Annotated in this window: 22 protein-coding genes, 1 other RNA gene, 1 pseudogene and 1 other annotated feature; of the genes and pseudogenes, 20 read left to right on the forward strand and 4 right to left on the reverse strand. The window is 38.9% G+C overall.

All coding sequences use genetic code 11. The features are described from left to right. Positions 1-5: 5 nt before the first annotated feature. A complete protein-coding gene (locus tag H3T55_RS09375; RefSeq protein WP_087641212.1) occupies positions 6-1,190 on the forward strand; it encodes an acetate kinase in 1,185 nt (394 codons plus the stop codon). Positions 1,191-1,256: 66 nt separating this feature from the next. On the opposite strand, the gene H3T55_RS09380 is transcribed toward H3T55_RS09375, so the two are convergent. The 4 genes from H3T55_RS09380 to H3T55_RS09395 form a co-directional block, all read right to left on the reverse strand. Further along, complete coding sequence (locus H3T55_RS09380; RefSeq protein ID WP_087641213.1) at positions 1,257-1,733, reverse strand: universal stress protein; 477 nt, start codon at positions 1,731-1,733, stop codon at positions 1,257-1,259. Positions 1,734-1,941: 208 nt separating this feature from the next. Further along, positions 1,942-2,220, reverse strand: a complete 279-nt coding sequence (locus H3T55_RS09385; protein ID WP_225534272.1) for a hypothetical protein — start codon at positions 2,218-2,220, stop codon at positions 1,942-1,944. A gap of 67 nt (positions 2,221-2,287) precedes the next feature. Further along, positions 2,288-2,481, reverse strand: a non-coding RNA gene (ssrS, locus tag H3T55_RS09390) — 6S RNA. 62 nt (positions 2,482-2,543) lie between these two features. After that, positions 2,544-3,833 carry a replication-associated recombination protein A gene (locus H3T55_RS09395; protein WP_225534273.1) on the reverse strand — a complete coding sequence of 430 codons (1,290 nt, stop codon included), beginning with the start codon at positions 3,831-3,833 and terminating at the stop codon, positions 2,544-2,546. A 176-nt stretch (positions 3,834-4,009) separates the two neighbouring features. On the opposite strand from H3T55_RS09395, the pseudogene H3T55_RS09400 reads away from it, so the two are divergent. The 19 genes and pseudogenes from H3T55_RS09400 to H3T55_RS09490 all read left to right on the forward strand — a co-directional run bounded on the left by H3T55_RS09400 (position 4,010) and on the right by H3T55_RS09490 (position 24,796). Then, positions 4,010-4,721, forward strand: a pseudogene (locus H3T55_RS09400) (DNA-3-methyladenine glycosylase). Next, a complete protein-coding gene (locus H3T55_RS09405) occupies positions 4,645-5,130 on the forward strand; it encodes a DUF3013 family protein (RefSeq protein WP_225534274.1) in 486 nt (161 codons plus the stop codon). The pseudogene H3T55_RS09400 and the gene H3T55_RS09405 overlap by 77 nt, the downstream one beginning before the upstream one ends. A 12-nt stretch (positions 5,131-5,142) precedes the next feature. Further along, the gene (prmA, locus tag H3T55_RS09410; RefSeq protein WP_087641217.1) at positions 5,143-6,090 is read left to right on the forward strand and encodes a 50S ribosomal protein L11 methyltransferase; all 948 of its coding nucleotides are present in this window, start codon (positions 5,143-5,145) and stop codon (positions 6,088-6,090) included. Between the two features lies 1 nt (position 6,091). Next, positions 6,092-6,841, forward strand: a complete 750-nt coding sequence (locus tag H3T55_RS09415; protein ID WP_225534275.1) for a 16S rRNA (uracil(1498)-N(3))-methyltransferase — start codon at positions 6,092-6,094, stop codon at positions 6,839-6,841. 17 nt (positions 6,842-6,858) lie between these two features. Next, positions 6,859-7,509: a deoxyribose-phosphate aldolase gene (locus tag H3T55_RS09420; RefSeq protein WP_087641219.1), complete on the forward strand. Its 651-nt coding sequence runs from the start codon at positions 6,859-6,861 to the stop codon at positions 7,507-7,509. Between the two features lie 155 nt (positions 7,510-7,664). Continuing rightward, on the forward strand, positions 7,665-9,878 hold the full coding sequence (locus H3T55_RS09425) for a RelA/SpoT family protein (RefSeq protein WP_225534276.1): 2,214 nt from the start codon (positions 7,665-7,667) through the stop codon (positions 9,876-9,878). A gap of 11 nt (positions 9,879-9,889) precedes the next feature. After that, on the forward strand, positions 9,890-10,336 hold the full coding sequence (dtd, locus tag H3T55_RS09430) for a D-aminoacyl-tRNA deacylase (RefSeq protein ID WP_225534277.1): 447 nt from the start codon (positions 9,890-9,892) through the stop codon (positions 10,334-10,336). A gap of 79 nt (positions 10,337-10,415) precedes the next feature. After that, positions 10,416-10,623: a binding site (T-box leader), on the forward strand. Positions 10,624-11,087: 464 nt separating this feature from the next. After that, positions 11,088-12,389: a histidine--tRNA ligase gene (gene hisS, locus H3T55_RS09435; RefSeq protein WP_225534278.1), complete on the forward strand. Its 1,302-nt coding sequence runs from the start codon at positions 11,088-11,090 to the stop codon at positions 12,387-12,389. Positions 12,390-12,419: 30 nt separating this feature from the next. Continuing rightward, the gene (gene aspS, locus H3T55_RS09440; RefSeq protein WP_087641224.1) at positions 12,420-14,189 is read left to right on the forward strand and encodes an aspartate--tRNA ligase; all 1,770 of its coding nucleotides are present in this window, start codon (positions 12,420-12,422) and stop codon (positions 14,187-14,189) included. A gap of 150 nt (positions 14,190-14,339) precedes the next feature. Then, positions 14,340-15,107: an ankyrin repeat domain-containing protein gene (locus H3T55_RS09445; RefSeq protein ID WP_225534279.1), complete on the forward strand. Its 768-nt coding sequence runs from the start codon at positions 14,340-14,342 to the stop codon at positions 15,105-15,107. A gap of 107 nt (positions 15,108-15,214) precedes the next feature. Continuing rightward, entirely contained in the window at positions 15,215-16,090 is an 876-nt protein-coding gene (locus H3T55_RS09450; protein ID WP_087641226.1) for a YitT family protein, read from the forward strand. A gap of 306 nt (positions 16,091-16,396) precedes the next feature. Then, on the forward strand, positions 16,397-17,434 hold the full coding sequence (locus H3T55_RS09455; protein ID WP_087641227.1) for a sugar-binding transcriptional regulator: 1,038 nt from the start codon (positions 16,397-16,399) through the stop codon (positions 17,432-17,434). Between the two features lie 40 nt (positions 17,435-17,474). After that, entirely contained in the window at positions 17,475-18,476 is a 1,002-nt protein-coding gene (gap, locus tag H3T55_RS09460; RefSeq protein WP_225534280.1) for a type I glyceraldehyde-3-phosphate dehydrogenase, read from the forward strand. Between the two features lie 117 nt (positions 18,477-18,593). Next, a complete protein-coding gene (locus H3T55_RS09465; RefSeq protein ID WP_225534281.1) occupies positions 18,594-19,784 on the forward strand; it encodes a phosphoglycerate kinase in 1,191 nt (396 codons plus the stop codon). Positions 19,785-19,939: 155 nt separating this feature from the next. Next, the gene (gene tpiA / locus H3T55_RS09470; RefSeq protein WP_087641229.1) at positions 19,940-20,695 is read left to right on the forward strand and encodes a triose-phosphate isomerase; all 756 of its coding nucleotides are present in this window, start codon (positions 19,940-19,942) and stop codon (positions 20,693-20,695) included. A 160-nt stretch (positions 20,696-20,855) separates the two neighbouring features. Beyond that, the gene (eno, locus tag H3T55_RS09475) at positions 20,856-22,154 is read left to right on the forward strand and encodes a phosphopyruvate hydratase (protein ID WP_069661790.1); all 1,299 of its coding nucleotides are present in this window, start codon (positions 20,856-20,858) and stop codon (positions 22,152-22,154) included. Between the two features lie 178 nt (positions 22,155-22,332). Next, entirely contained in the window at positions 22,333-23,031 is a 699-nt protein-coding gene (locus H3T55_RS09480; protein WP_087641235.1) for a DUF975 family protein, read from the forward strand. Positions 23,032-23,235: 204 nt separating this feature from the next. Further along, positions 23,236-23,667 (forward strand): nucleoside 2-deoxyribosyltransferase, encoded by a 432-nt coding sequence (locus H3T55_RS09485; protein ID WP_087641236.1) that lies wholly within the window; start codon positions 23,236-23,238, stop codon positions 23,665-23,667. A 163-nt stretch (positions 23,668-23,830) separates the two neighbouring features. Continuing rightward, positions 23,831-24,796: a DUF4822 domain-containing protein gene (locus H3T55_RS09490; protein ID WP_225534282.1), complete on the forward strand. Its 966-nt coding sequence runs from the start codon at positions 23,831-23,833 to the stop codon at positions 24,794-24,796. Positions 24,797-24,831: the final 35 nt, after the last annotated feature.

Consider the following 24,831-nt stretch of genomic DNA (forward strand, 5'->3'; position numbering starts at 1 on the left):
GTATTATGTCTAAAACAATTGCAATCAATGCAGGAAGCTCAAGTTTAAAATGGCAATTATACCAAATGCCAACGGAAGAAGTCGTTGCTAAAGGGATCGTTGAACGAATTGGTTTGAATGATTCGATCTTTACAATCAAATATGGAAACGATGAAAAATATGAAGAAATCGTGGATATCAATGATCATGATGTTGCCGTAAAAATGTTATTGGACAAATTGATTGAATTGAACATTCTATCTTCTTATGATGAAATCACTGGTGTTGGACACCGTGTGGTTGCTGGTGGAGAAGACTTCAAAGATTCAGTTGTGATCGATGATGATGTTTTAGCAAAAATCGAAAAATTAGCTGATCTTGCTCCATTACACAATCCTGCAAATGCTATGGGAATCAAAGCATTCAAAAAAATCTTACCTGATATCATCAGTGTAGCGGTTTTTGATACAGCTTTCCATACAACGATGCCTAAACACAATTTCTTATATAGTATTCCAACTGAATACTATGAAAAATTCTCAGCACGTAAATATGGTGCGCATGGAACAAGCCACAAATATGTTGCTCACCGTGCTGCCGAAATGCTTGGTCGTCCGATTGAAGAACTAAAGATCATCACTTGCCATTTAGGAAATGGTGCTTCGATCACAGCGGTCGATGGCGGAAAATCTGTTGATACATCAATGGGCTTTACACCACTTGCAGGAGTAACGATGGGTACTCGTTCTGGAGATATCGATCCTTCATTACTAGCTTACTTGATGGAAAAACTGGAATTGACTGATATCAAAGATATGATCAATATTTTAAATAAACAATCAGGACTTTTAGGATTGACAGGTATCTCTAGTGACATGCGTGATCTAGAAGCAAATATGGATAAAGAAGCAGTTCAAGTAGCTTATGATATCTTTACTGACCGCATCCGTAAGTATATCGGAAGCTATGTCACAGTATTAAATGGTGTTGATGCGATTGTCTTTACTGCTGGTATTGGTGAAAATGACGCACATGTCCGTAGTGAAGTCATCAAAGGCATGACTTGGTTCGGTTGTGAGTTAGATGCTGATAAGAACAACGTTCGTGGAAAAGAATCAGTGATCTCAACAGACGATTCTAAAGTGAAAGTACTATTGATTCCAACGGATGAAGAATTGATGATCGCACGTGATGTTGAACGTTTAAGATAATAAAATAAGTAAAAATAAAAAACCACCACTCGCTTGCCGAATGGTGGTTTTCTTTGTATGAAGAAACTATTTGTCATCCTGATCCACAGGAACTTTATTTTCTAAATCTGTTCTTACGACTAAGACATCGCATGCTGCATGACGTATAACGTATTCTGAAACAGAACCTATAAATAATCGTTCCACAGCATTAAGTCCAGTAGCACCCAGCATGATTAAATCTACGCCTTGGTCTTCAGGAATTTGTTTTGCGATCCAAGGTTTTGGTGAGCCATATTCGATAATACTAGAAACTTTTTCGCAGCCATGCTCTTTCGCTTGTTTTTTATATCCTTCGAGTGTTTGTTTTGCCATTTCAGTTGCCTGCTCAGCTAAAACACCATCAAAAGATGAAACAGATTGAAAAGCACGTGTATCGATCACATGAGCAAGTAGTAATTCTGCATCATTTCTCATTGCGACGTTCATAGCCTTTTGAAAAGCAAGTTCTGCTTCTGTCGATCCATCTACGGCGACCATGATTTTACGATAATTTTGTAACATTTTGACCACTCCTTTCGCTCCTGCATTTAATTACTGCAGATAAGCGGTGCTGTAAAAAACAGCGAATATTTTTATGAGCAAGCAACAAGCACGCTGTATACTTCTCATAGTAGACAGTAGTAGTGAAACTAAAAAATGTATTTATCGGTCTCTATAGTTTAATTGTAAAGCAAAATCGTTAAAAAAGAAAACAAAAAAAGAAGAATCATCAAAGAATCTTCTTGGCAAGCATCACACTGAATACAGTCGAAATAACAAGTAATCCGAATATGTAAAATAAAGAAAAAAATGTCAAATTGACGATTCCTACTAAAAGACCAATGGCGGCCAGTATCAAATAGAATACGCCAAATTGGTGTAGAAACTGTCTATTTTCGTCAGGATCATCGTTTGGCATCAAGGGCAAAAATACAGAGGATTTCTTTAATAAGAAAACACTGATGACTACGAGTAAAACAACAGATGCAAAGATAAGTAGGCGAATCACTATATAACCTCCATCAAAGAAAAAACAATTTGCACTAGAGCAAATTGTTCAACTAGCTAATAAAAAAGGAAAATCCGTCGATGCCGTTATTCGTCCTATAGTATTGAACCCGCAAACAAAGCAGGTGGGTTCCACGACTGACAGCTTCGAACTACCAAATGATAAGGCATGTTACCAGCTTAGGTACCAGAAGGATCCCAAGATATCAATAAAATGTTCGGTCAACACACAAAAAAGACAACGCGCACATCACAGATTTACCATCTTTATAATAGCACAACATGATTTAAACAGCAACGAGAGAGCTTGAATTTCAGCCTGTTTTATTTTGTTTTTTTACCGGCTTTTTTCCAGTCCAAGATCCGTTGGTACTGCTGGTGTAAAGCCTGTTCGTACTTTCCTGTATCTATTGGTTCATAATAATGAGCATTTTTTATTTTGTCAGGCAAATATTGCTGATCGACCCAAGCATGTTCAAAATTGTGTGGGTATTTGTAGCCAAGGCCGCGTTGTAAATCTTTTGCACCAGAATAGTGACTATCCCGCAGATGGTCAGGAACCTCTCCTGCTTTTCCATCTCGTATATCTGCCAGTGCGGCATCGATCGCATTGATCCCTGAATTTGATTTAGGAGATAAACAAAGATCGATAACGACACTTGCCAAAGGGATCCGTGCTTCCGGAAAGCCTAGCTTTTCAGCTGCTTGAACTGCAGTGACTGTTCGTGCCGCCGCGGCCGGGTTACCAAGACCGATGTCTTCATAAGCGATGACCATTAAACGCCTGCAGATGATCGGTAAGTCACCAGCCTCAACTAAGCGGGCCAAATAATGGAGAGCAGCATCGACATCACTGCCGCGAATCGATTTTTGAAAAGCGGAAATAACATCATAATGTGCGTCACCATCTTTATCATGAGTCAAAGCTTTTCTTTGAACACATTCTTCTATGATCGAAAGAGTGATATCGATTTTTTTGTCCTTTGTTTCAGGTGTCGATTTTACAGCAAGCTCTAAGCCATTTAAAGCACTGCGCAGGTCGCCGTTAGTAGCACGAGATAGATGCTGAAGGGCTTTGTCTTCCAACAATACAGGATAATCTCCTAAACCGCGCTCTTTATCAGCTAAAGCATCGTTGATTGCCTTTTGAATATCTGTTTCGTCTAAAGGCTTGACTTCAAAAATTTGTGTCCTGCTTCTGATCGCCGGATTGATCGTAATATAAGGATTTTCAGTTGTTGCGCCGATCATGATGATACGGCCGTTTTCTAAATGGGGCAATAAGAAATCTTGTTTTGTTTTATCTAAGCGATGTACTTCATCTAAAAGTAAAATCACAGTGCCACTCATTTTTGCTTCTTCTGCGACGATCTGCAAGTCTTTTTTTGTATCTGTTGCGGCATTCAACATGCGGAATGCATAGTTTGTAGAGCCGGCGATAGCACTAGCGATACTTGTTTTTCCGGTTCCAGGAGGACCATACAAAATCATTGATGATAGCATTTTTGCTTCAACCATTCTACGAATGATTTTTCCAGGACCGACAAGATGTTCTTGTCCTACAACTTCATCTAAGTTGCGCGGACGCATACGATAAGCTAAAGGCTGCTGCATCGTTGAACCTCCTTTTTCGTTCTATGCTTACTATTATACCATAAAGAACGTATGTTTGTTACCGGCTGGAATTCAGATGATTTATAGAGAGAAATTATTGATTTATCACACGAATTGTTCGTTGTTCAATGGATAATGACAGCTATTTCGTGTATGATAGAAAGTGGTGAAAAATAATGAATGAAACGATCCATTTTTTTAATACAAAAACAACAGAAGAGATCGCTCAGTTTTTATTGGGCATGTATTTAGAGCATAAAACAGAAGCAGGTACACTAGCCGGCTATATTGTGGATACAGAGGCTTATTTGGGGCCTGATGACGAAGCGGCCCACAGCTTTGGGCTACGAAAAACACCTAGATTAAGGGCGATGTATGAGAAACCAGGAACAATCTATTTATATACGATGCACACCCATTTGATCTTGAATATGGTCACAAAAGATAAAGGCATACCGCAAGGAGTCATGATTCGGGCGATCGAACCTGTCGAAGGGCTTGAACTAATGGAAGCGAATCGTAATGGTAGAAAAGGTGCGGAGTTATCAAACGGTCCAGGAAAATTAGTCAGTGCCTTAGGTATTACCAAAGATTCATATGGACAATCGATCTTTGACAGTACACTTCGGATCGTTCCTGAAAAAAGAAAACAGCCGAAAAAAATTATGGCCCTTCCTAGAATCGGCATTCCCAATAAAGGAATTTGGACAGAATTACCTTTGAGATATGTAGTTTCTGGAAATCCTTATATCTCTAAACAAAAAAGAAGTGATATCGATCAAAAAACGTTTGGCTGGAAGGAAGAAATAGAATGAAAAAACCAACAATATTGACTTATTTGGATCAACAATTAACAAAGAAAATCACAGAATACGATGTAGCTCTTGACTGGAATACTAAAAATCATTCAATCGAAGTCGTTTTCCGTTTATTTGCTGAAAATAGTGCACATGAACAAATCGATGATGCTTCAGGAACCTTGTCAGAAGAGGAGATCATTGAATTTGAAGATGGTATTTTATTATTCAATCCTGAAAAGAGCGTAGTGGATGAAGAAGATTATCTAGCTGTGATTCCATATGAAGGAAAAAAAGGAATCAAGCAATCTATTTTAGATGGTCTTGTTGATTACTTAAATGAAGTCTTAAACGAAGGTCAAAGTGACTTATTAGATTTTTTGACAGATGAAGAACAAGAGATTTTTGAATTGAAATGGTCTGATACAGCATTTAATGAAGCAGTACAAAACTATCAAACAGCTGATGGCGATACATATATCGCTTATCCAAGCTATTAAAGAGGTGTGTTTATGAAATGGACGGAAGTAAAAGTAGAAACAGCTAGTGAAGCAGTAGAGGCAATCTCAAATATCATGATGGAAGCTGGTGCAAGCGGCGTAGCGATCGAAGATGCATTGGATGTTGAAAACTTTCAAAGCGATTTGTATGGTGAACTTTTAGATAAAGAACAGTTTACGCATATCAAAGAGGGTGCTTTAGTAATGGCTTACTTTCCTGAAACAACTTTTTTACCAGAAATTTTGCCCTTTATCAAAGAAAGTATCGCACGCTTACCGGAATTTGGCTTGAGTATCGGCAAGAATGAAATGCTGATCAGCGAGGTAGCAGAAAGCGACTGGGCTACAGCGTGGAAAAAATATTATCATCCTGTACGTGTGACTCGTTTTCTAACGATCGTCCCAAGTTGGGAAAAATACGAGACAACTGATACTGCAGAAAAGATCATCACGTTAGATCCAGGAATGGCATTTGGAACTGGGACCCATCCAACCACTCGTTTGACTTTGCAAGCATTGGAAACAGTTTTGCGTGGTGGAGAGACAGTGCTTGATGTAGGTACAGGCTCTGGAGTATTAAGTATTGCTAGTAAGTATTTAGGTGCAAAAGAAGTCCATGCATTTGACTTAGATGATGTTGCAGTGACTGCAGCTAAAGAAAATATGGCGCTTAATCCAGTTGCTGATGATGTTTACGTCTCAGCGAATGATTTACTCAATAATGTAACGATCGAAGCAGACGTGATCGTTGCAAATATTTTAGCGGATATTATTGTTTTAATGGTGGAAGATGCTTTTCGTTTATTGAAAAATGACGGAACATTGATTGTTTCAGGAATCATTCAAGATAAAAAAGCGATGGTGATCGAACGAATGACAGCTGTCGGTTTTCTAGTGGATCAGATATTCCAACAAGGTGACTGGTATGCGATTATTTTAAAGAAAACAGAGGAAGAATAAAATGCAGCGTTATTTCATGACAGAGCCTTATGAAGCAAGAGAACACTATGAAATCACTGGGGAAAATTATCATCATATGATCCGAGTGATGCGTATGGAGCCGACACAGCAAGTTTATCTTGTGTTCAGTGATCGAATTGCACTTATTGCAGAAATTACAGGGGTGACGGATGAGGCTGTTCGTTTAAAAGAAGTCAGTAAAGAGCAAGGTGAAAAAGAATTACCTGTCAATGTGACGATTGCTTGTGGTTTTCCTAAAGGAGATAAATTAGATTTGGTTGTCCAAAAGACGACAGAATTGGGTGTTCATAAATTCGTAGCGTTTCCCGCAAAAACCTCTGTTGTCAAATGGGATCATAAAAAATTAGTCAAAAAAGCTGAACGATTTAAAAAGATCGCAACAGAAGCTGCCGAGCAATCTCATCGCCAGTTTGCGCCGGATATTGTATTATTAGAAAATAAGCTAGAATTGATCGACTCTTTTTCTGCCTATGATAAGATTTTGATCGCCTATGAAGAATCCGCAAAGACAGGGGAAAAAAGTCGTTTCGCTCAAGCATTGGCTGAAACGAAAATCGGGGATTCGATTTTGCTTGTTTTCGGGCCGGAAGGCGGTTTTGCTCCGGAAGAAATCGAAGCGTTTGAAAAAAATGGCGGAATCTTATGCGGATTGGGTCCGCGGATTTTACGCGCAGAAACAGCGCCTTTATATGCTTTGAGTGCAATCAGTTATCAATTCGAATTAGTGTAAGGTCTGAGGGGGTATTTATGGAGTTAGAACTGGAAAAACTATCAATCATGTTGCTTGACCCTGCACTTACGGATCAGCAACTAACAGATGAACTTCTTTTTCTAAAAGATTTTTCGATTCATTCGATATTTGTGTTACCATGCAATGTTGCTCGCGCAAAGCAGTTATTGACAGGAACAAGGATTCGGATCGGAAGTTTTACTGATTTTCCTTTAGGCGGAGGAACATTAGCTAAAAAGGCATTTGAAACTGGAAAGCTTTATCGAGAAGGTGCTTCCGAAGTTTTTGTGGCGATGACACCTGATCAACTGACTTTTGGCGGACATCAAAGCTACCAAACATTGGCACCTTTAGCATTTGGACATGATGGTTTAGGCTTTTTTATCGATAGCAGTCAGTTGAATGAGTACCAGAAACAACAATTGACGATAGATCTTGCTAAAATGGAGGATGTAAAATTTATGTCTATTGGGCTGGATTTATCTATGAAAGAGGCTTTATACGATATGAGTATTTTCAGATCAGGAGTCAAAAGTCAAAGAGTGTTTCAAGTCAATGTAAAGGCACCAACATTGCTGGAAATGGAGTTATTGTTCCAAGCAGGAGCTTCTCGAATAGGTCTTAGTAATGGTCGAGAGATTTTACCGCTGATCTCTAAGTGGGATTAGAATATGAGGAATTGAAAATTTAGAGAATTTTAGTATAATAATAAGTGTTGGAAGTGCTACTGTTTCAAGTGGTACTTTTCTTTTTTTAATCGCTAGTCATTTACATAAATAAAGTACTGGAATAGACGGCTGTAAGAGCCCAAGGAGTGAGAATCATGCCAAAAGAAGAAATTATGACAGGACCAGGAGTCATCAAACTTGTATCAAAATATATGGCGCCAAAGCATGTCGCGTTTGTGCAAAAAGCACATGACTATGCAGAAAAAGCGCACGAAGGTCAAGTAAGGCAATCTGGTGAACCTTACTTTATCCATCCAATTCAGGTTGCAGGTATTTTAGCTGAACTTAGAATGGATCCACATACAGTTGCTACTGGTTTTTTACATGATGTTGTGGAAGATACAGACGTAACACTAGAAGATTTACAAGATGAATTCGGTGCAGATGTAGCGATGTTAGTCGACGGCGTGACGAAACTTGGGAAAATAAAATACAAATCTCACGAAGAACAATTAGCTGAAAACCATCGAAAGATGCTTTTGGCGATGGCTCAGGATCTACGCGTGATCATGGTGAAATTAGCTGACCGCCTGCATAACATGCGGACACTTAAACATTTAAGAGAAGATAAGCAGCGCCGGATCGCTCAGGAAACGATTGAAATCTATGCACCACTTGCTCACCGCTTAGGGATCAGCAGGATCAAATGGGAATTAGAAGACACTGCGTTACGTTATATCAACCCAAATCAATATTATCGAATCGTCAATTTGATGCAAAGCAAGCGGGAAGAACGGGAAGCTTATGTTGAAGAGGCAGTTGAAGATATCCGTCTTGCCACTGAGGATCTAGATATTTACGCAGAAATTTATGGACGTCCAAAACACATTTATTCGATCTATCGCAAAATGAAAGATCAAAAGAAACAATTTAATGAGATTTATGATCTATTGGCGATTCGTGTGATCGTGGATTCGATCAAGGATTGTTATGCTGTTTTAGGAGCGATCCATACCAAATGGACACCGATGCCGGGACGTTTTAAAGATTATATTGCTATGCCGAAAGCGAATATGTATCAATCGATCCATACAACAGTGATCGGACCTAAAGGTAATCCAGTCGAGGTGCAGATCAGAACACACGAAATGCATCAAATCGCTGAATTCGGGGTTGCTGCTCACTGGGCTTATAAAGAAGGAAAAACTGAAAAAGTTGATGAAGATTCTGATTCAAAACAATTGAGCTGGTTCCGTGAAATCTTGGAGCTTCAAGATGAAAGCTATGATGCATCTGAGTTTATGGAAAGTGTCAAAGGAGATATTTTCAGTGACAAGGTCTATGTATTTACACCGACCGGAGAAGTGACAGAGCTGCCAAAAGGCTCAGGACCGCTTGATTTTGCGTATAGCGTGCATACCGAAATCGGAAATAAAACGACAGGTGCTAAGGTCAATGGCAAAATGGTTCAGCTGGACTATACCTTGAAAAACGGTGACATCATTGAAGTTTTGACCTCGCCAAATTCATTTGGACCAAGCCGTGACTGGCTCAAAATGGTAGCGACAAGTAAGGCGCGAAATAAAATCAAACGATTTTTCAAAGTCCAAGACAGAGAAGTCAATATTATCAAAGGACATGATGCGATTAGTAAATATTTGGCAGAACATGGCTTTGCTCCAAAAGAATTTTTGAGTAAGACGAAGCTGGCTGAAGCCTTGGAGCGTTTTAACTTTCAAACAGAAGATGATTTATATGCTGCTGTCGGCTATGGTGAAATCAGTGCTCAAGTCGTTTTCAACCGACTAACAGAAAAAGAACGTAAAGAGCAGGAAATGGAGCGCCAAAAGCAAGAAGCAGAAGAATTGATGACCCAGCCTGTCAAAAAAGAATCGGATAAAATGAAAGTCCGTCATGAAGGCGGCATCGTGATCCAAGGGGTAGAAAATCTGTTGATCAGGATCAGCCGCTGTTGTAATCCCGTTCCAGGAGATGAAATCGTTGGCTATATTACCAAAGGTCGTGGGGTTTCTATCCATCGTGCAGACTGTCCAAACGTACAGCATCAAGAAGAATTGGCACAACGTTTGATTGAAGTAGAATGGGAAGATACTGAAAATCTAAATAAAGAATATGATGCCGATTTAGAAATATACGGGTACAACCGCAGCGGGTTACTGAATGATGTGTTACAGGTAATCAGTTCGATGACTAAAAATCTTGTTAGCGTTGAGGCAAAACCAACCAAAAATAAAATGGCGATGATCCATGTGACAGTTAAAATCCAAAACTTGTCTCATTTAAAAACGATCGTTGATAAAATCAAAAATATACCGGATGTGTACAACGTCCGTCGAACCAATGGCTAGGAGGCGAGCAGATGAAAGCAGTCATTCAGCGAGTAACAGAGGCGCAGGTGCAAATAGAAGGCAAGGTTGTTGGTAAAATCGATCAAGGGTTTATGATTTTACTAGGGATTCATGCAAAGGATACGAAAGAAGATGTAGACTATCTTGTTCGGAAAATCAGCAAATTACGTGTATTTGAAGACGATCAAGGTAAGATGAATCTTAGTTTGCAGGAGATTGGTGGCAGTATTTTAAGTATTTCACAATTTACATTGTATGCAGATACAAAAAAAGGCAACCGTCCAAGTTTCATTGAAGCGGCTCGACCTGAAACAGCGATTCCTTTATATGAGATGTTCAATAAACAGCTGAAAGAAATCGGCATTTCGACTGAAACAGGAGAGTTTGGTGCAGATATGAAAGTAAAACTGACCAATGACGGACCTGTGACTATTATTATTGATACAAACGACAAATAGACTTTGTGAAATGAGCGGGCTATTTTTTACTGAATCCCCTTGACTTTAGTAGAGAATTTTAGTAGTTTATATGTAATATCAAAATTCGATGAAAGAACGAGTAAATTTCATTCTGACTGTATAAGAGAAAGTTGCCTAGGCTGAAAGCAGCTTCATCAGCGAAATTGAAAGACATTCTAGAGAAGAACGGAAGAAAAGCCGTTCCGTCGCGAGCGTTAATCGTTAGAGGAAAGAGCAATCTTTCGAACTTAGGTGGTACCGCGTGTGTCTATTCACTCGCCCTTGTATATATACAAGGGCGAGTTTTTGTTGTGAATCACTACGACTGGCTCCGCCAGAGTAGATGATGAACAATACTTGGCGAACAAAGTGAGCGAAGTGTCCATACTAGGAATCACGCTTAAGCATACTAGCTTTGATCAAGCACAAAGGACTAAAGTACTAAGAATTGAAGGCCCACAATCGTCTCTACCAGAGCAGTTGATAAACAATAAATAGTTAAAGCTTTAAGGATTGAAAGTGTGCAACTGGTTCCAATCAAACTGACGACGAATAACGATAAGACAAGCATGTTAAGCTCACTAAGTAATACCTAAATAGAACGATCAAGATTTTCTAAAATGTAAAAACAATAAAGTATCACTGGGTATTCTAGTAAAGATTCAAAAGAGATCGTTAGCGTAAACTTTTTTACAGCAGCACACATTTACCATTAGAGGTAAAAGATGAATAATAAATTGGAGATGAAAGAATGAGTTATCAAAAACCAAAAGGAACGAATGATCTATTACCAGGAACTTCCGAGAAGTGGCAGTTCGTTGAAGAAACAGCACGCTTGATTTTTCGTGATTATCAATATGAAGAAATCCGCACGCCGATCTTTGAACATTATGAAGTGATTTCTCGTAGTGTGGGAGATACGACAGATATCGTTTCCAAGGAAATGTATGATTTTTACGATAAAGGGGAACGTCACATTACATTGCGTCCAGAAGGAACTGCACCGATCGTTCGGTCGTTCGTGGAAAATAAACTATTTGGTCCTGAGTTTCCTAAGCCTTATAAGACCTATTATATGGGACCGATGTTTCGCTATGAGCGTCCGCAGGCAGGTCGCTTAAGACAATTTCACCAAATCGGGGCTGAAGCATTTGGCAGTGAGAACCCAGCTGTAGATGTAGAAAGTATGGCGATGGCATTAGACTTTTTCAAGCAATTAGGGATTCAACAAATCAAATTAGTGATCAATTCATTAGGCGATAAGGAAACCAGAGCAGCGTACCGTCAGGCGTTGATCGATTATTTAGAACCTAAGTCTGCTGAACTAAGTGAAGATTCAAAACGCCGCCTACATGAAAATCCGCTGCGTGTCCTTGATAGTAAAGATAAGAAAGATAAAGTGATCGTTGCAGAGGCGCCGTCGATTTTAGATTATCTGAGTGAATCGTCTAAACAACATTTTGAAACAGTTAAAACGATGTTAACGGAATTGAATATTCCTTTTGAAGTTGATAGTAATATGGTTCGGGGACTTGATTATTACACCAACACGATTTTTGAAATCATGAGTGAAGCACCAGGAATGGGCGCCCAATCGACAATTTGTGCGGGTGGACGTTATGACGGATTAGTAGAGGATTTAGGCGGACCTGCAACACCAGGTTTTGGTTTTGCTTTAGGAATCGAACGTGTATTGATCACAATGGAAGCAGAGCAGGTAGTTGTTCCTGTGATCAACGAAATCGACGCTTATGTTGTCGGCATCGGAGAACAAACGAATGTCGAAACACTAAAATTAGTTCAAGCGATCCGCAATTTTGGTTTTTCAGCAGATCGTGATTTTATGGATCGTAAAGCAAAAGCACAATTTAAAACAGCGGCTAAGCTAAATGCCAAATTAGCATTGACATTGGGTGAAACAGAATTAGCTGAAGGTGTTGTCAATGTTAAATCAATGGAAAGCCGGAAAGAAAAAGCATTTCCTTTATCAGATATTTATGAAAAATTTGATGAAGTCTATGATGAAATGATGACAAAAATGTTTGATGAATAACGTGTAAAAAATGAAGAGGAGCAAAAACGAATGACAAAAAGAACAGTATATTGCGGAGAAGTTTCCGCAGATTTAGTAGGACAGATCATCACATTAAAAGGCTGGGTGCAAAAACGCCGCGATTTAGGTGGAGTTATCTTTATCGACCTACGTGACCGCGAAGGCATTGCACAAGTTGTTTTCAATCCAGCACATTCAAAAGAAGCGTGGGAAAAGGCTGACAAATGCCGTAGCGAATATGTGATTGAAATTACTGGAGAATTAACTTATCGAGATAAAGAAGCGATCAACCCAAAAATGAAAACAGGCGAATTTGAAATCATGGCAACAGATATCACGATTTTAAATACAGCTAAAACACCACCATTTTTGATCGAAGATGAAAATAACGTTGGGGATGAATTACGCTTGAAATACCGTTATTTAGACTTGCGCCGTCCACAAATGACAGCAAACCTAAAATTACGTCATCAAGTGACTAAAACGATTCGCCATTATTTAGATGATACTGATTTTATGGATATCGAAACACCTTACTTAGGGAAATCTACACCAGAAGGCGCTCGTGATTACTTAGTTCCTTCACGTGTTCACGCTGGACATTTTTACGCTTTACCACAATCACCGCAAATTTTTAAACAATTATTGATGAATGCTGGTTTTGACCGCTATTATCAAATCGTCCGTTGCTTCCGTGACGAAGATTTACGTGGTGATCGTCAGCCTGAATTTACACAAGTGGATATTGAAACGACGTTTCTGACTCCAGAAGAGATCCAGACGATGACGGAAGAAATGCTGGCAAAAGTAATGCGTGAAACAAAAGGAATCGAAGTTACTTTACCATTCCCACGTATCAGCTATGATGAAGCAATGGCACGTTACGGTAGCGATAAACCAGATACCCGTTTTGACATGGAGTTGATCGACATTGCAGATGTTGTGAAAGATGTTGATTTTAAAGTGTTCCAAATGGCTTTAGAAAACGGCGGACAAGTCAAAGCGCTAAATGCCAAAGGTGCCGCAGATAAATACTCAAGAAAAGATATGGATAACTTAGGCACGTATGTGAGTCAATTTGGAGCAAAAGGCTTGGCTTGGCTAAAAGTAGAAGAAGATGGACTAAAAGGACCGATTGCTAAATTCTTGACAGACGTTTCTGATGACTTGATCAAAGCGACTAATGCTGAGGTTGGCGACATATTAATGTTTGGTGCAGATAAGCCAGAAGTAGTCGCTGCTGCTCTTGGAGCGATTCGTTCTCGTTTAGGCAAAGAGTTGGGCTTGATCGACGAGTCTAAATTTAACTTTTTGTGGGTCGTTGACTGGCCATTATTTGAATATGATGAAGAGGCTGGTCGCTATGTATCTGCTCACCATCCGTTTACCCAGCCAAAAGAATCTGATGTAGAGCTGCTTGCAACAGATCCTGCGAAAGTCTATGCAGAAGCTTACGATATCGTGCTGAATGGCTATGAACTAGGTGGCGGTTCTCTACGTATCCATAAACGTGAATTACAAGAAAAAATGTTCGAAACGCTTGGTTTCACGAAAGAATCAGCACAAGAACAATTTGGTTTCTTGCTGGATGCACTAGACTATGGTTTCCCTCCACACGGCGGGATCGCTTTAGGGTTAGATCGTTTAGTCATGCTTTTAGCTGGTGAAAACAATATTCGTGAAGTGATCGCTTTCCCTAAAAACGGAAAAGCTGCCGATCCAATGACAAGTGCGCCAAGTGTTGTATCACCGTTACAACTATTTGAATTGAATATTGATGTAACTGCAATCGACGAATAAAAAATAAATGAGTTGAACATGGTTCAGGCGAAAACTAGCCGAGATCGTGTTCAGCTCTTTTTCTTTTTAAACTAGATCGACTCCGTTTATAATTTGTTTATATTTATCCTTTATACTGAATTTACAATGATTTAGCAGGAGGAAAAAATCATGGAAAGAACAAGAGTAGCTTTATTGATATCAACCAGTTTAGGACTGCTTATTTTTTCTGGTTGCCAGCAAAAAGTAAGTACTCAACAAAAAATAGAAGAGGAGTCGACGATCATGTCAAAAAAAGAAATAACAAAACCTTCAAGTAATGAAGCTGCTGAATCAAGTAAACAAACATTTCCACAAGGAACATTGCTTCAAGCAGTGAGCGATAATGATATGAAAACAGTTCAAGAGGTTCTTGCAACGGATTATAGGATCAACGAAGTAAATGAAAAAGGAGAAAGCCCGCTTTTAATTGCGACACATCAAAATTTTATTGAGATCGCCAAACAACTGATCGATGCCGGTGCTGATATCAATCAACAAGATCAAATTTCTGATAGTCCTTATCTCTATGCAGGCGCTCAGGGGAAAACGGAAATCTTGGCTTACATGCTGGAAAAAGCAACCCCTGATCAACAAAAAGTCAATCGTTTTGGCGGAAACGCGTTGATTCCAGCGGCAGAAAAAGGACATCTGGAAAATGTTAAGCTACTATTGAAAGATGGTCGTTCAAACATCGATCATCAAAATAATTATGGCTATACTGCCCTAATTGAAGCTGTTGCGTTAAGAGACGGTTCCGAAATTTATCAGCAAATCGTTCAAGTTTTAGTGGAGGCAGGAGCAGATAAAACGTTGAGAGACAATACTGGGCGTACGGCAGAGGACTACGCGAAAAGCTTAGGCTACTCAGAAATGTTGTCTATCTTAAATGCAAATTAAAATGGAAACAGAAATTTCTTTTCTTTCATTTGAATAATTATGCTTTTTTTCTGATTGCAAAGCACGTATAATGAGAGCTAACAATCAGAAAAAGAGAGGCCCTTTTCATGAAAAAATTCTTTGACAGCTTGCCGGTCCATGATTATACAACAAAACTGTCCGTATCGATCGTTTATGCGATTTTAGCATCTGTGGCGATGAACTTCTTTTATCAGCCGGGCAATATTTATTCTAGTGGGATCACCGGTTTAGCTCAAATTTTGACTACACTATCGACGCGTGTCATAGGATTTAATGTTCCTGTTTCAATCACGCTGTATGCATTGAATATCCCATTATTTTTTGTAGCATGGCTCAAAATAGGAAAGAAATTTACGATTTTTACAGTATTGACGGTTACTTTGACCTCCATATTTATGCAAATCGTCCCGCAGACGATCCTTTCTAATGATCCGATCATCTGTGCGATCTTTGGTGGAGCTGTGATGGGTTCTGGCATTGGTTTTGCACTAAAAAATGGCTTGTCTTCCGGTGGATTAGACATTTTTAGTATTACGATCCGTAAAAAAACTGGGCGCTCAGTTGGCTCGATTTCCATGTATTTCAATGGATTGATCATTTTTGTCGCTGGCTATTTGTTTGGCTGGCAGTATATGTTTTACAGTGCCTTATCGATTTTTGTCAGTGGTAAAGTGACGGATGCTGTTTATACGAAGCAAAAGAAAATGCAAGTCATGATCATCACTAAAAATCCTGATGCAGTGATCGAAGGGATCCAGCAAAAAATGAGAAGAGGTATCACGATCATCCATGAAGCAGAAGGGGCGTATCGTCATGATAAACAAACCTTGCTGTTAACAGTTGTGACACGATTTGAATTGCCGGCGCTGGAAGCAGCAATGAAAGACTCGGATCCCTCTGCTTTTGTAAGTATTTCAGATAATGTCAAAATCCTTGGACGATTTTATGAAGAGGACCTATAGAAAACGAAACGAAGAACCTAAATTTCTTTTTAAAAGAAAGTGGGTTCTTTTTTCCGTTCATTCTTTTTCGTAGGAATTACTTTCTATAGAAAAAAGAAGTTTGTGAACATTTCAAAAAAATAATCGCTTTTTCTTGAAAAGCCAAATGAAAACTGTTAAACTATGTATGTAAGATTGAGGGACGCTTTTAAGACTGTTAGATAGAATTTAACAATGAGAAAGAAGAACATCAATCCTATTTTTTTAAAGTTCATAGGTCGTTTTAAGTCTTACTTGGACGTTTTAAGACCAACGAAGGAGCGCATCATGCTGGATGAATTGAAAATGATTGAAGCTGTTGCTCCAGATTTGCTCGATGTAATGCAGGAAAGGTTTCATATTCTTCGTAATATATACTGGATGCAGCCTATTGGACGTCGAAGTCTATCGGATAGTATGGGGATCACAGAACGAGTCTTGAGAACTGAGACAGATTTTTTAAAGAACCTGCAGCTGATCGAGACTTCAAAAAGTGGAATGACATTGACTGAAAAAGGATTAGACGTTTATCAAGGGTTAGAGACAGTGATGAATCAGCTTCTTGGCATGCATCAAATCGAAAAAGAGATCAGTCAGTATTTTGGCATCAAGCGGTGTATAGTTGTTGCTGGCAATAGTGACAATCAAGAAAAAGTCTTGTATGAATTCGGTGATATCTTAACTGATGCACTTGATTTACTTTTACCTGACGGCAATAACACGATTGCAGTGATGGGCGGAACAACGATGGCTCTAACGGCTGAACATATGGGCTCTTTGGAAACAGAAAAACGTCACAATTTGTTTGTTCCAGCTAGAGGCGGAATTGGTGAAGCAATGAGTGTTCAAGCGAATTCGGTTAGTGCAGTTATGGCTAACAAAACTGGTGGTCATCATCGGGCATTATATGTCCCGGAACAATTAAGTCCTGAAACATACAAATCTTTATTACAAGAACCATCGATCCAAGAAGTATTGACATTGATCGAACAGAGCAACTGTGTCGTGCATAGTATTGGTCGTGCACTGCATATGGCGGCCAGACGCAAAATGTCAGATGATGAAATGGTCATGTTAAAGCAAAATAATGCAGTAGCAGAATCATTTGGTTACTTCTTCGATGAAGAAGGGGAAGTCGTTTATAAAATTCCCCGTATCGGACTTCAATTGAAAGATCTTCAAAGAATTCAACATGTCGTGGCGATCGCAGGCGGAAAGACAAAAGCCAAAGCAATCCGCGCTTATATGAAAAATGCACCAAAACAAACGTGGCTCATCACAGATGAAGCTGCTGCAAATGAGATTTTAAAAGGGGCAACCCTTTAAAATAAAAAAATTTTTGATTTTCATAAGGAGGAAATCTTTAATGACAGTTAAAGTAGGTATTAATGGATTTGGACGTATCGGACGCTTAGCATTCCGTCGTATCCAAGATGTAGCAGGAATCGAAGTAGTAGCAATCAACGACTTAACAGATGCTAAAATGTTGGCTCACTTGTTAAAATATGACACAACTCAAGGACGTTTCAACGGAACTGTTGAAGTTCACGAAGGTTCTTTCAACGTAAACGGTAAAGAAGTTAAAGTTCTTGCTAACCGTAACCCAGAAGAATTACCATGGGGCGAATTAGGCGTAGACATCGTTCTTGAATGTACAGGATTCTTCACTTCAAAAGAAAAAGCTGAATTACACTTAAAAGCTGGTGCTAAACGTGTTGTTATCTCTGCTCCTGGTGGAAATGACGTACCAACAATCGTTTACAACACTAACCACGATATCTTAACAGGTAAAGAAACAGTTATCTCAGGTGCTTCATGTACAACTAACTGTTTAGCTCCTATGGCGAAAGCTTTACAAGACAACTTTGGTGTTGTTGAAGGTCTTATGACTACAATCCACGCTTATACAGGTGACCAAATGACTCTTGATGGACCTCACCCAGGTGGAGACTTCCGTCGTGCACGTGCTGCAGCAGAAAACATCGTTCCTAACACAACTGGTGCTGCTAAAGCAATCGGTCTAGTTATCCCTGAATTAAACGGTAAATTAGACGGAGCTGCTCAACGTGTTCCTGTAGCTACTGGTTCATTAACTGAATTAGTAACAGTTCTTGACAAAAACGTAACTGTTGAAGAAGTAAACGAAGTAATGGCTAAAGCAGCTAACGAATCTTACGGATATACTGAAGATCAACTTGTATCTTCTGATATCGTAGGTATGACTTTCGGTTCATTATTCGATGCTACACAAACTAAAGTAATGACAGTTGGCGACAAACAATTAGTGAAAACTGTTGCTTGGTATGACAACGAAATGTCTTATACTGCACAATTAGTTCGTACTTTAGAGTACTTCGCTAACTTATAAGATCTATACTTATTATTAGTGAAATTTAAAGAACTGTGAAATAATAAGCGGGGAAGCAACGCGCTTCTCCGCTTATATTGTTTCGTTTAAAAATTTTATAGACAGGAGTACTCCATAATGGCTAAAAAAACAATCAAAGATGTTGATTTAAAAGACAAAAAAGTCCTTGTCCGTGTTGACTTCAATGTACCATTGAAAGATGGCGTGATCACTAACGACAACCGTATAGTTGCAGCTTTGCCAACAATTCAATATGTTATCGACAATGGCGGAAAAGCGATTCTTTTCTCTCACTTAGGTCGTGTAAAAACAGAAGAAGATAAAGCAGGTAAATCTTTAAAACCAGTTGCAGAACGTTTAGGTGAGCTATTAGGCAAACCAGTAACATTCGTTCCTGAAACACGCGGGACTGAATTAGAAACGGCTGTCAATAATATGAAAGACGGCGACGTTTTAGTCTTTGAAAACACTCGTTTTGAAGACATCGACGGTAAAAAAGAAAGCGGCAATGATGCTGAATTAGGTAAATATTGGGCTTCTTTAGGCGATGTATTTGTAAATGATGCATTTGGTACGGCTCACCGTGCGCACGCTTCTAACGTTGGTATTGCATCAACTGGTATCCCAACAGTTGCCGGCTTCTTAATGGAAAAAGAAATCAAATTCGTTGGTGAAGCTGTTACTGCACCAAAACGTCCATTTGTTGCGATTTTAGGCGGAGCAAAAGTTTCTGACAAGATCGGTGTTATCGAAAACTTGATCGAAAAAGCAGATAAGATCCTGATCGGCGGCGGAATGACTTATACATTCTACAAAGCTAAAGGGATGAATATCGGTAAATCTTTAGTAGAAGAAGATAAAGTAGCTTTAGCGAAAGAATTAATCGAAAAAGCAGGTGACAAATTGATCTTGCCGATCGATTCGATCACAGCAGCTGAATTCTCAAATGATGTACCAACAGAAGAGCACACTGGTGATGTTCCTGAAGGTCAAATGGGTCTTGACGTTGGTCCTGAAACAATTGCTTTATTCGCGCAAGCTTTAGATGGTGCGAAAACAGTTGTTTGGAACGGTCCTATGGGCGTATTCGAAATGAGCAACTTTGCTAAAGGAACGATCGGTGTTTGTGAAGCAATCGCTAATTTAGCTGATGCAACAACGATTATTGGTGGAGGAGACTCTGCCGCTGCAGCAATTCAATTAGGCTTTGCTGATAAATTCACGCACATCTCAACAGGTGGCGGCGCAAGCTTAGAATTATTAGAAGGTAAAGAATTACCTGGATTAGCAGCGATCAACGATAAATAAAGAGGTTATAAAAAGGCATTTAAGCTTGAGTAGTTGGACTGAACCTGCTGAACTTCAAGTATTGGAGTTTAGTAGGTGAGGGAAATTACTGAACGTTTGCCTTTTGAACACCGTTTAAACAATCTACACCATAAAATTAAAGGAAGTGTTTTTTCATGCGTAAACCAATTATCGCTGGTAACTGGAAAATGAATAAAACTTTAGCAGAAGCACAAAGCTTTGCTGAAGCAGTAAAAAATGCTGTTCCATCAAGTGATGTTGTCGATTCAGTAATCGGATCTCCTGCACTGTTCTTAGCGCCATTAGCATGGAATCTTAAAGATTCACAAGTGCAATTATCTGCGCAAAACTGCTATTGGGAAAATGCTGGTGCGTTCACTGGTGAAAATTCTCCAGCTGCAATCGCAGATCTAGGTGTTCAATATGTGATCATCGGTCACTCAGAACGTCGTGAGTATTTCCACGAAACAGATGAAGACATCAATAAAAAAGCCAAAGCAATCTTTGCAAATAACATGACACCGATCTTCTGTTGTGGTGAGTCTTTAGAAACCTATGAAGCTGGCAAAACAGCTGAATGGATCGAAGGACAAATCACTAATGGCTTAGTTGGCTTAACAAACGATCAAGTATCATCTATGGTCATTGCTTATGAACCAATCTGGGCAATCGGTACTGGTAAATCTGCAGATGCCAACATTGCGGATGAAATCTGTGGTGTTGTTCGTTCAACTGTAGAAAAATTATACGGTAAAGAAGTATCAGAAGCAGTTCGTATCCAATACGGCGGCTCTGTAAAACCAGAAAACATTGCTGAATATATGGCAAAAGAAAACGTTGACGGTGCTTTAGTCGGCGGAGCAAGTCTTGAAGCTGATTCATTCTTAGCATTGTTAGAGGCTGTTAAATAAAACAGACTTATAATTAAGATACGCAATAAATCGAAGATTCATCGAATAATTTATGAAATACGCAAAAAATGTTTGCATAGCTTAGGATTATTCACTACAATCATAATTAAGGGAGCTCGAATCCCCTTAGTATAAAACAAACTCAAAGGAGAGACAAAACATGTCAATTATTACTGATGTTTACGCACGCGAAGTCTTAGACTCACGCGGTAACCCAACAATCGAAGTAGAAGTATACACTGAAAGCGGAGCTTTTGGCCGTGGAATGGTTCCATCTGGAGCTTCAACTGGTGAATACGAAGCGGTTGAATTACGTGATGGCGACAAATCTCGTTACCTAGGTAAAGGGGTTGTTAAAGCAGTTGACAACGTTAATAACATCATCGCTGAAGCAATCATTGGCTACGATGTTCGTGACCAAATGGCAATTGATAAAGCAATGATCGAATTAGATGGAACTCCTAACAAAGGTAAATTAGGTGCTAACGCTATTCTTGGTGTTTCTATCGCTGTAGCTCGTGCTGCTGCTGATTACCTAGAAGTGCCTTTATACCACTACTTAGGCGGATTCAATACAAAAGTATTGCCAACTCCAATGATGAACATCATCAACGGCGGATCTCATGCTGATAACAGTATCGACTTCCAAGAGTTCATGATCATGCCTGTAGGCGCTCCTACATTTAAAGAAGCGTTACGTTATGGTGCTGAAGTATTCCATGCATTAGCAGGAATCTTAAAAGCTCGCGGTTTAGCTACTTCTGTAGGTGACGAAGGTGGTTTCGCTCCTAACCTTGGTTCAAATGAAGAAGGTTTCGAAGTAATCATCGAAGCGATCGAAAAAGCTGGCTATGTACCTGGTAAAGATATCGTTCTTGCTATGGATGCTGCTTCTTCTGAATTCTACGACAAAGAAAAAGGTGTTTACGTTTTAGCTGATTCAGGCGAAGGCGAAAAAACAACTGAAGAAATGATCGCATTCTACGAAGAATTATGTGCGAAATACCCAATCATCTCGATCGAAGATGGTTTAGATGAAAATGACTGGGATGGTTTCAAAAAATTAACTGTTGCTTTAGGCGACAAAGTTCAATTAGTTGGTGACGATCTATTCGTAACAAACACAACTAAATTAGCTGAAGGTATCGAAAAAGGTATCGCTAACTCAATCCTGATCAAAGTAAACCAAATCGGTACTTTAACTGAAACATTTGAAGCAATCGAAATGGCGAAAGAAGCTGGCTATACTGCAGTTGTTTCTCACCGTTCTGGTGAAACAGAAGATTCAACAATCTCTGATATCGCTGTAGCAACAAATGCTGGACAAATCAAAACTGGTTCTCTATCACGTACTGACCGTATTGCGAAATACAACCAATTATTACGTATCGAAGACCAATTAGGCGAAGTTGCAGAATACAAAGGTTTGAAATCTTTCTACAACTTAAAAAACAAATAAGACATCTTTACTAAAGAGTCTTTATAGTTATGATAAGTAAAAGCACTCTTTTCTCTGGCTAAATGGAGAAAAGAGTGTTTTTTTATGAAAATGATCATCTTCAAAAGGCGTATATTTTTTGTAAAATCTAAATATTTGTTATACTAATTGTACTAATGTAAGAAAGGAGTGAAGTTTTATGAAAACAAGAGCTGAATTAAAAACAGAAGCAAAAGCAGTTCTTCGTGGACGCTGGAAGGATAGTGTGTTGATGTCATTGGTCCCTACCTTGATTTCAATTGCAATCGGTCTTATTTTGTTTATTTTACTGGTTTTACCAGTGATCTTATTCGTCCAGAACAACCCGGATATCGTAAGCGGTACAGCAAGCTATGATGGAAATTCCGGTGGAGGCGGCGGAGGAGGACTCGTAGGTGGTTTATTGGCAGCATTATTTAGTGCTGGGATTTCATGGACGTATCTTGATTTGTTACGTGGAAAAAGACAAGAAATCCGACCATTTTCTGATGCCTTCCGTGGTTTTTCCGGTCCAGTGATTTTAGGTGTGATCTGTGTTTATCTATTAATGACGATCTTCATTTTCTTATGGTCGTTATTATTTATCATCCCAGGGATCATTAAAGGCTATGCTTATTCACAAGCTTATTTTGTCTATTATGATACGTATGAAGAGACAGGAGAACGTTCTGGCTTTTTAGAGTGTATCACACGCAGCCGTAAGCTGATGAAAGGGTATAAAGGGCAATTGTTCCTATTAGATTTAAGTTTCTTAGGCTGGCATATTTTGGCAATTCTTACAGCTGGAATTGGTTATTTATGGTTGACGCCTTATATAACAGCTACCAAAGCAGCTTTTTATGAAAACTTACCTAAATAAACTGAATAGAAGCATTTAACTTCGAATGATTTGTTTTTTCTTTAATATTTATTTGAACTGTAAGTGACTGAAATGTAGCTCGATGAGTTATGTGTCAGTCGCTTTTTTTGTAGGACCCAAATGTTCTTTGCGTTTTATTTAAACTTTGATACACTAACAAGTGAGAACAACTAAATTCATTAAATCAATAAAAGGAGTATAAAAATGAAACGAGTTTATTTAGCTAGTCCATTTTTTAATGAGGAAGAAATTGCGTATGTAGAGCAGGTAGAAAAAATTTTAGCTCAAAAAAACTTATCCGTCTTTTCACCGATGCGTCATCCTCTAGATAATGGAGCCGAAGTGGGTTCACGACAATGGTCGATCGAAACCTTTACAGATGACATCAAACATATAAAATGGGCAGAAATCGTCGTTGCAATCTATCATGGAAATTATTCTGATAGTGGAACAGCATGGGAATTAGGTTATGCTTATGCCACAGATAAACCGGTGATTTTGGTTCATATCGATCCGAATGGCTTGAGTAATTTGATGGTGCATGAAGGAGCTCATGCTTCGATCACTCTCGATGAGCTGGCAACGTATGATTTTGATTTATTACCAGCTTCATTTTACTCAGGAAAGATGCTTTAACCCCTTAAAAAACCAGTCTAAAACGAATGATCGTTTAGACTGTTTTTTTTATATCTGTGATTGTTTATAATTTGTTTATTTTTTCGATAGAGCTAGTTTAGAATCGCCCGCTAGAATAAGAGTAGGAAATAAAAATATCTTATTTTTGGAAGGAGCAAGAATCATGAATAAAAATAGCAAAAAAATAATCGCTGGGGTATCAAGTTTGGCTATATTGTTAGCAGGTTGCAGTGTGGGGACACAAGAATCCTTAGGTGTCAAAAGCAGTGATCAGCCCACAGTTGAAAAATTGAATCAAACAAAGGATAAAACCAAAGGCGACAAAATGACAAAAATTTTAGGACAAACGAACTGGCAGGGAACTAAAGTCTATGATAAAGACCATAACGATTTAACAAAAGAAAATGCGAATTTTATTGGTCTAGCAAAATATGATCGCAAAACAGGTCAATATGAATTTTTTGATGCAAACACAGGAGAAAGTCGGGGAGACCGCGGTATTTTCTTTATCACTAATGATGGAACGAAAAGAATCTTGATCTCAGAATCGATGAACTATCAAGCAGTTGTTGGTATTACAGAGCTAACGAATAAAAAATTTACGTATACACGAAAAGGCAAAGATCAGGCTGGAAATGAAGTAGATGTATTTGTAGAACATATCCCGTATAATAAAGGAAAGCTGACATTTACAGAACCAGCTAAAATACTCAACACAACGACTGGCACGATCGAGACGAAACGAAACGGTGCGGCAATTTTAGGGGAACAACTATGGAATGGCACTAAAGTTCTTGATGAAGCAGGAAATGATGTTACAGCCTACAATAAAAATTTCATTAGTTTGGCAAAATTTGATGCTGATACGAATAAGTATGAATTTTTCAATTTGGAAACTGGGATCAGTCGCGGTGATTTTGGTTACTTTGATGTATTGAACAACAATAAAATCCGGGCACATGTCTCAATCGGACAAAATAAATATGGGGCAGCACTGGAATTAACGGAATTGAACAATAAAAAATTCACCTATAAACGGACTGGAAAAGATCAAAACGGCAGTGATATCACTGTTTTTGTAGAGCATGAACCTTATACTGGAGACTATGCTCCTGAAATTAGTTTCTGATCCTTGAGTAAAGCCTAGTAAAGGTCCGGTTTATA

It is taken from the genome of Enterococcus sp. S22(2020) (assembly GCF_020295385.1).
Taxonomy (GTDB): Bacteria; Bacillota; Bacilli; order Lactobacillales; family Enterococcaceae; genus Enterococcus_L; species Enterococcus_L dunnyi.

What these genes read in the sequence shown, in the direction of transcription:
- H3T55_RS09465 (WP_225534281.1), top strand. Translation starts at nt 18,594, where the DNA reads ATGGCTAAAAAAACAATCAAAGATGTTGATTTAAAAGACAAAAAAGTC.
- aspS (WP_087641224.1), top strand. Translation starts at nt 12,420, where the DNA reads ATGACAAAAAGAACAGTATATTGCGGAGAAGTTTCCGCAGATTTAGTA.
- H3T55_RS09445 (WP_225534279.1), top strand. Translation starts at nt 14,340, where the DNA reads ATGGAAAGAACAAGAGTAGCTTTATTGATATCAACCAGTTTAGGACTG.
- H3T55_RS09450 (WP_087641226.1), top strand. Translation starts at nt 15,215, where the DNA reads ATGAAAAAATTCTTTGACAGCTTGCCGGTCCATGATTATACAACAAAA.
- eno (WP_069661790.1), top strand. Translation starts at nt 20,856, where the DNA reads ATGTCAATTATTACTGATGTTTACGCACGCGAAGTCTTAGACTCACGC.
- H3T55_RS09395 (WP_225534273.1), bottom strand. Translation starts at nt 3,833, where the DNA reads ATGCAGCAGCCTTTAGCTTATCGTATGCGTCCGCGCAACTTAGATGAA.
- H3T55_RS09485 (WP_087641236.1), top strand. Translation starts at nt 23,236, where the DNA reads ATGAAACGAGTTTATTTAGCTAGTCCATTTTTTAATGAGGAAGAAATT.
- H3T55_RS09455 (WP_087641227.1), top strand. Translation starts at nt 16,397, where the DNA reads ATGCTGGATGAATTGAAAATGATTGAAGCTGTTGCTCCAGATTTGCTC.
- tpiA (WP_087641229.1), top strand. Translation starts at nt 19,940, where the DNA reads ATGCGTAAACCAATTATCGCTGGTAACTGGAAAATGAATAAAACTTTA.
- H3T55_RS09490 (WP_225534282.1), top strand. Translation starts at nt 23,831, where the DNA reads ATGAATAAAAATAGCAAAAAAATAATCGCTGGGGTATCAAGTTTGGCT.
- H3T55_RS09480 (WP_087641235.1), top strand. Translation starts at nt 22,333, where the DNA reads ATGAAAACAAGAGCTGAATTAAAAACAGAAGCAAAAGCAGTTCTTCGT.
- H3T55_RS09420 (WP_087641219.1), top strand. Translation starts at nt 6,859, where the DNA reads ATGGAGTTAGAACTGGAAAAACTATCAATCATGTTGCTTGACCCTGCA.
- H3T55_RS09415 (WP_225534275.1), top strand. Translation starts at nt 6,092, where the DNA reads ATGCAGCGTTATTTCATGACAGAGCCTTATGAAGCAAGAGAACACTAT.
- hisS (WP_225534278.1), top strand. Translation starts at nt 11,088, where the DNA reads ATGAGTTATCAAAAACCAAAAGGAACGAATGATCTATTACCAGGAACT.
- H3T55_RS09375 (WP_087641212.1), top strand. Translation starts at nt 6, where the DNA reads ATGTCTAAAACAATTGCAATCAATGCAGGAAGCTCAAGTTTAAAATGG.
- H3T55_RS09380 (WP_087641213.1), bottom strand. Translation starts at nt 1,733, where the DNA reads ATGTTACAAAATTATCGTAAAATCATGGTCGCCGTAGATGGATCGACA.
- H3T55_RS09425 (WP_225534276.1), top strand. Translation starts at nt 7,665, where the DNA reads ATGCCAAAAGAAGAAATTATGACAGGACCAGGAGTCATCAAACTTGTA.
- prmA (WP_087641217.1), top strand. Translation starts at nt 5,143, where the DNA reads ATGAAATGGACGGAAGTAAAAGTAGAAACAGCTAGTGAAGCAGTAGAG.
- gap (WP_225534280.1), top strand. Translation starts at nt 17,475, where the DNA reads ATGACAGTTAAAGTAGGTATTAATGGATTTGGACGTATCGGACGCTTA.
- H3T55_RS09405 (WP_225534274.1), top strand. Translation starts at nt 4,645, where the DNA reads ATGAAAAAACCAACAATATTGACTTATTTGGATCAACAATTAACAAAG.
- dtd (WP_225534277.1), top strand. Translation starts at nt 9,890, where the DNA reads ATGAAAGCAGTCATTCAGCGAGTAACAGAGGCGCAGGTGCAAATAGAA.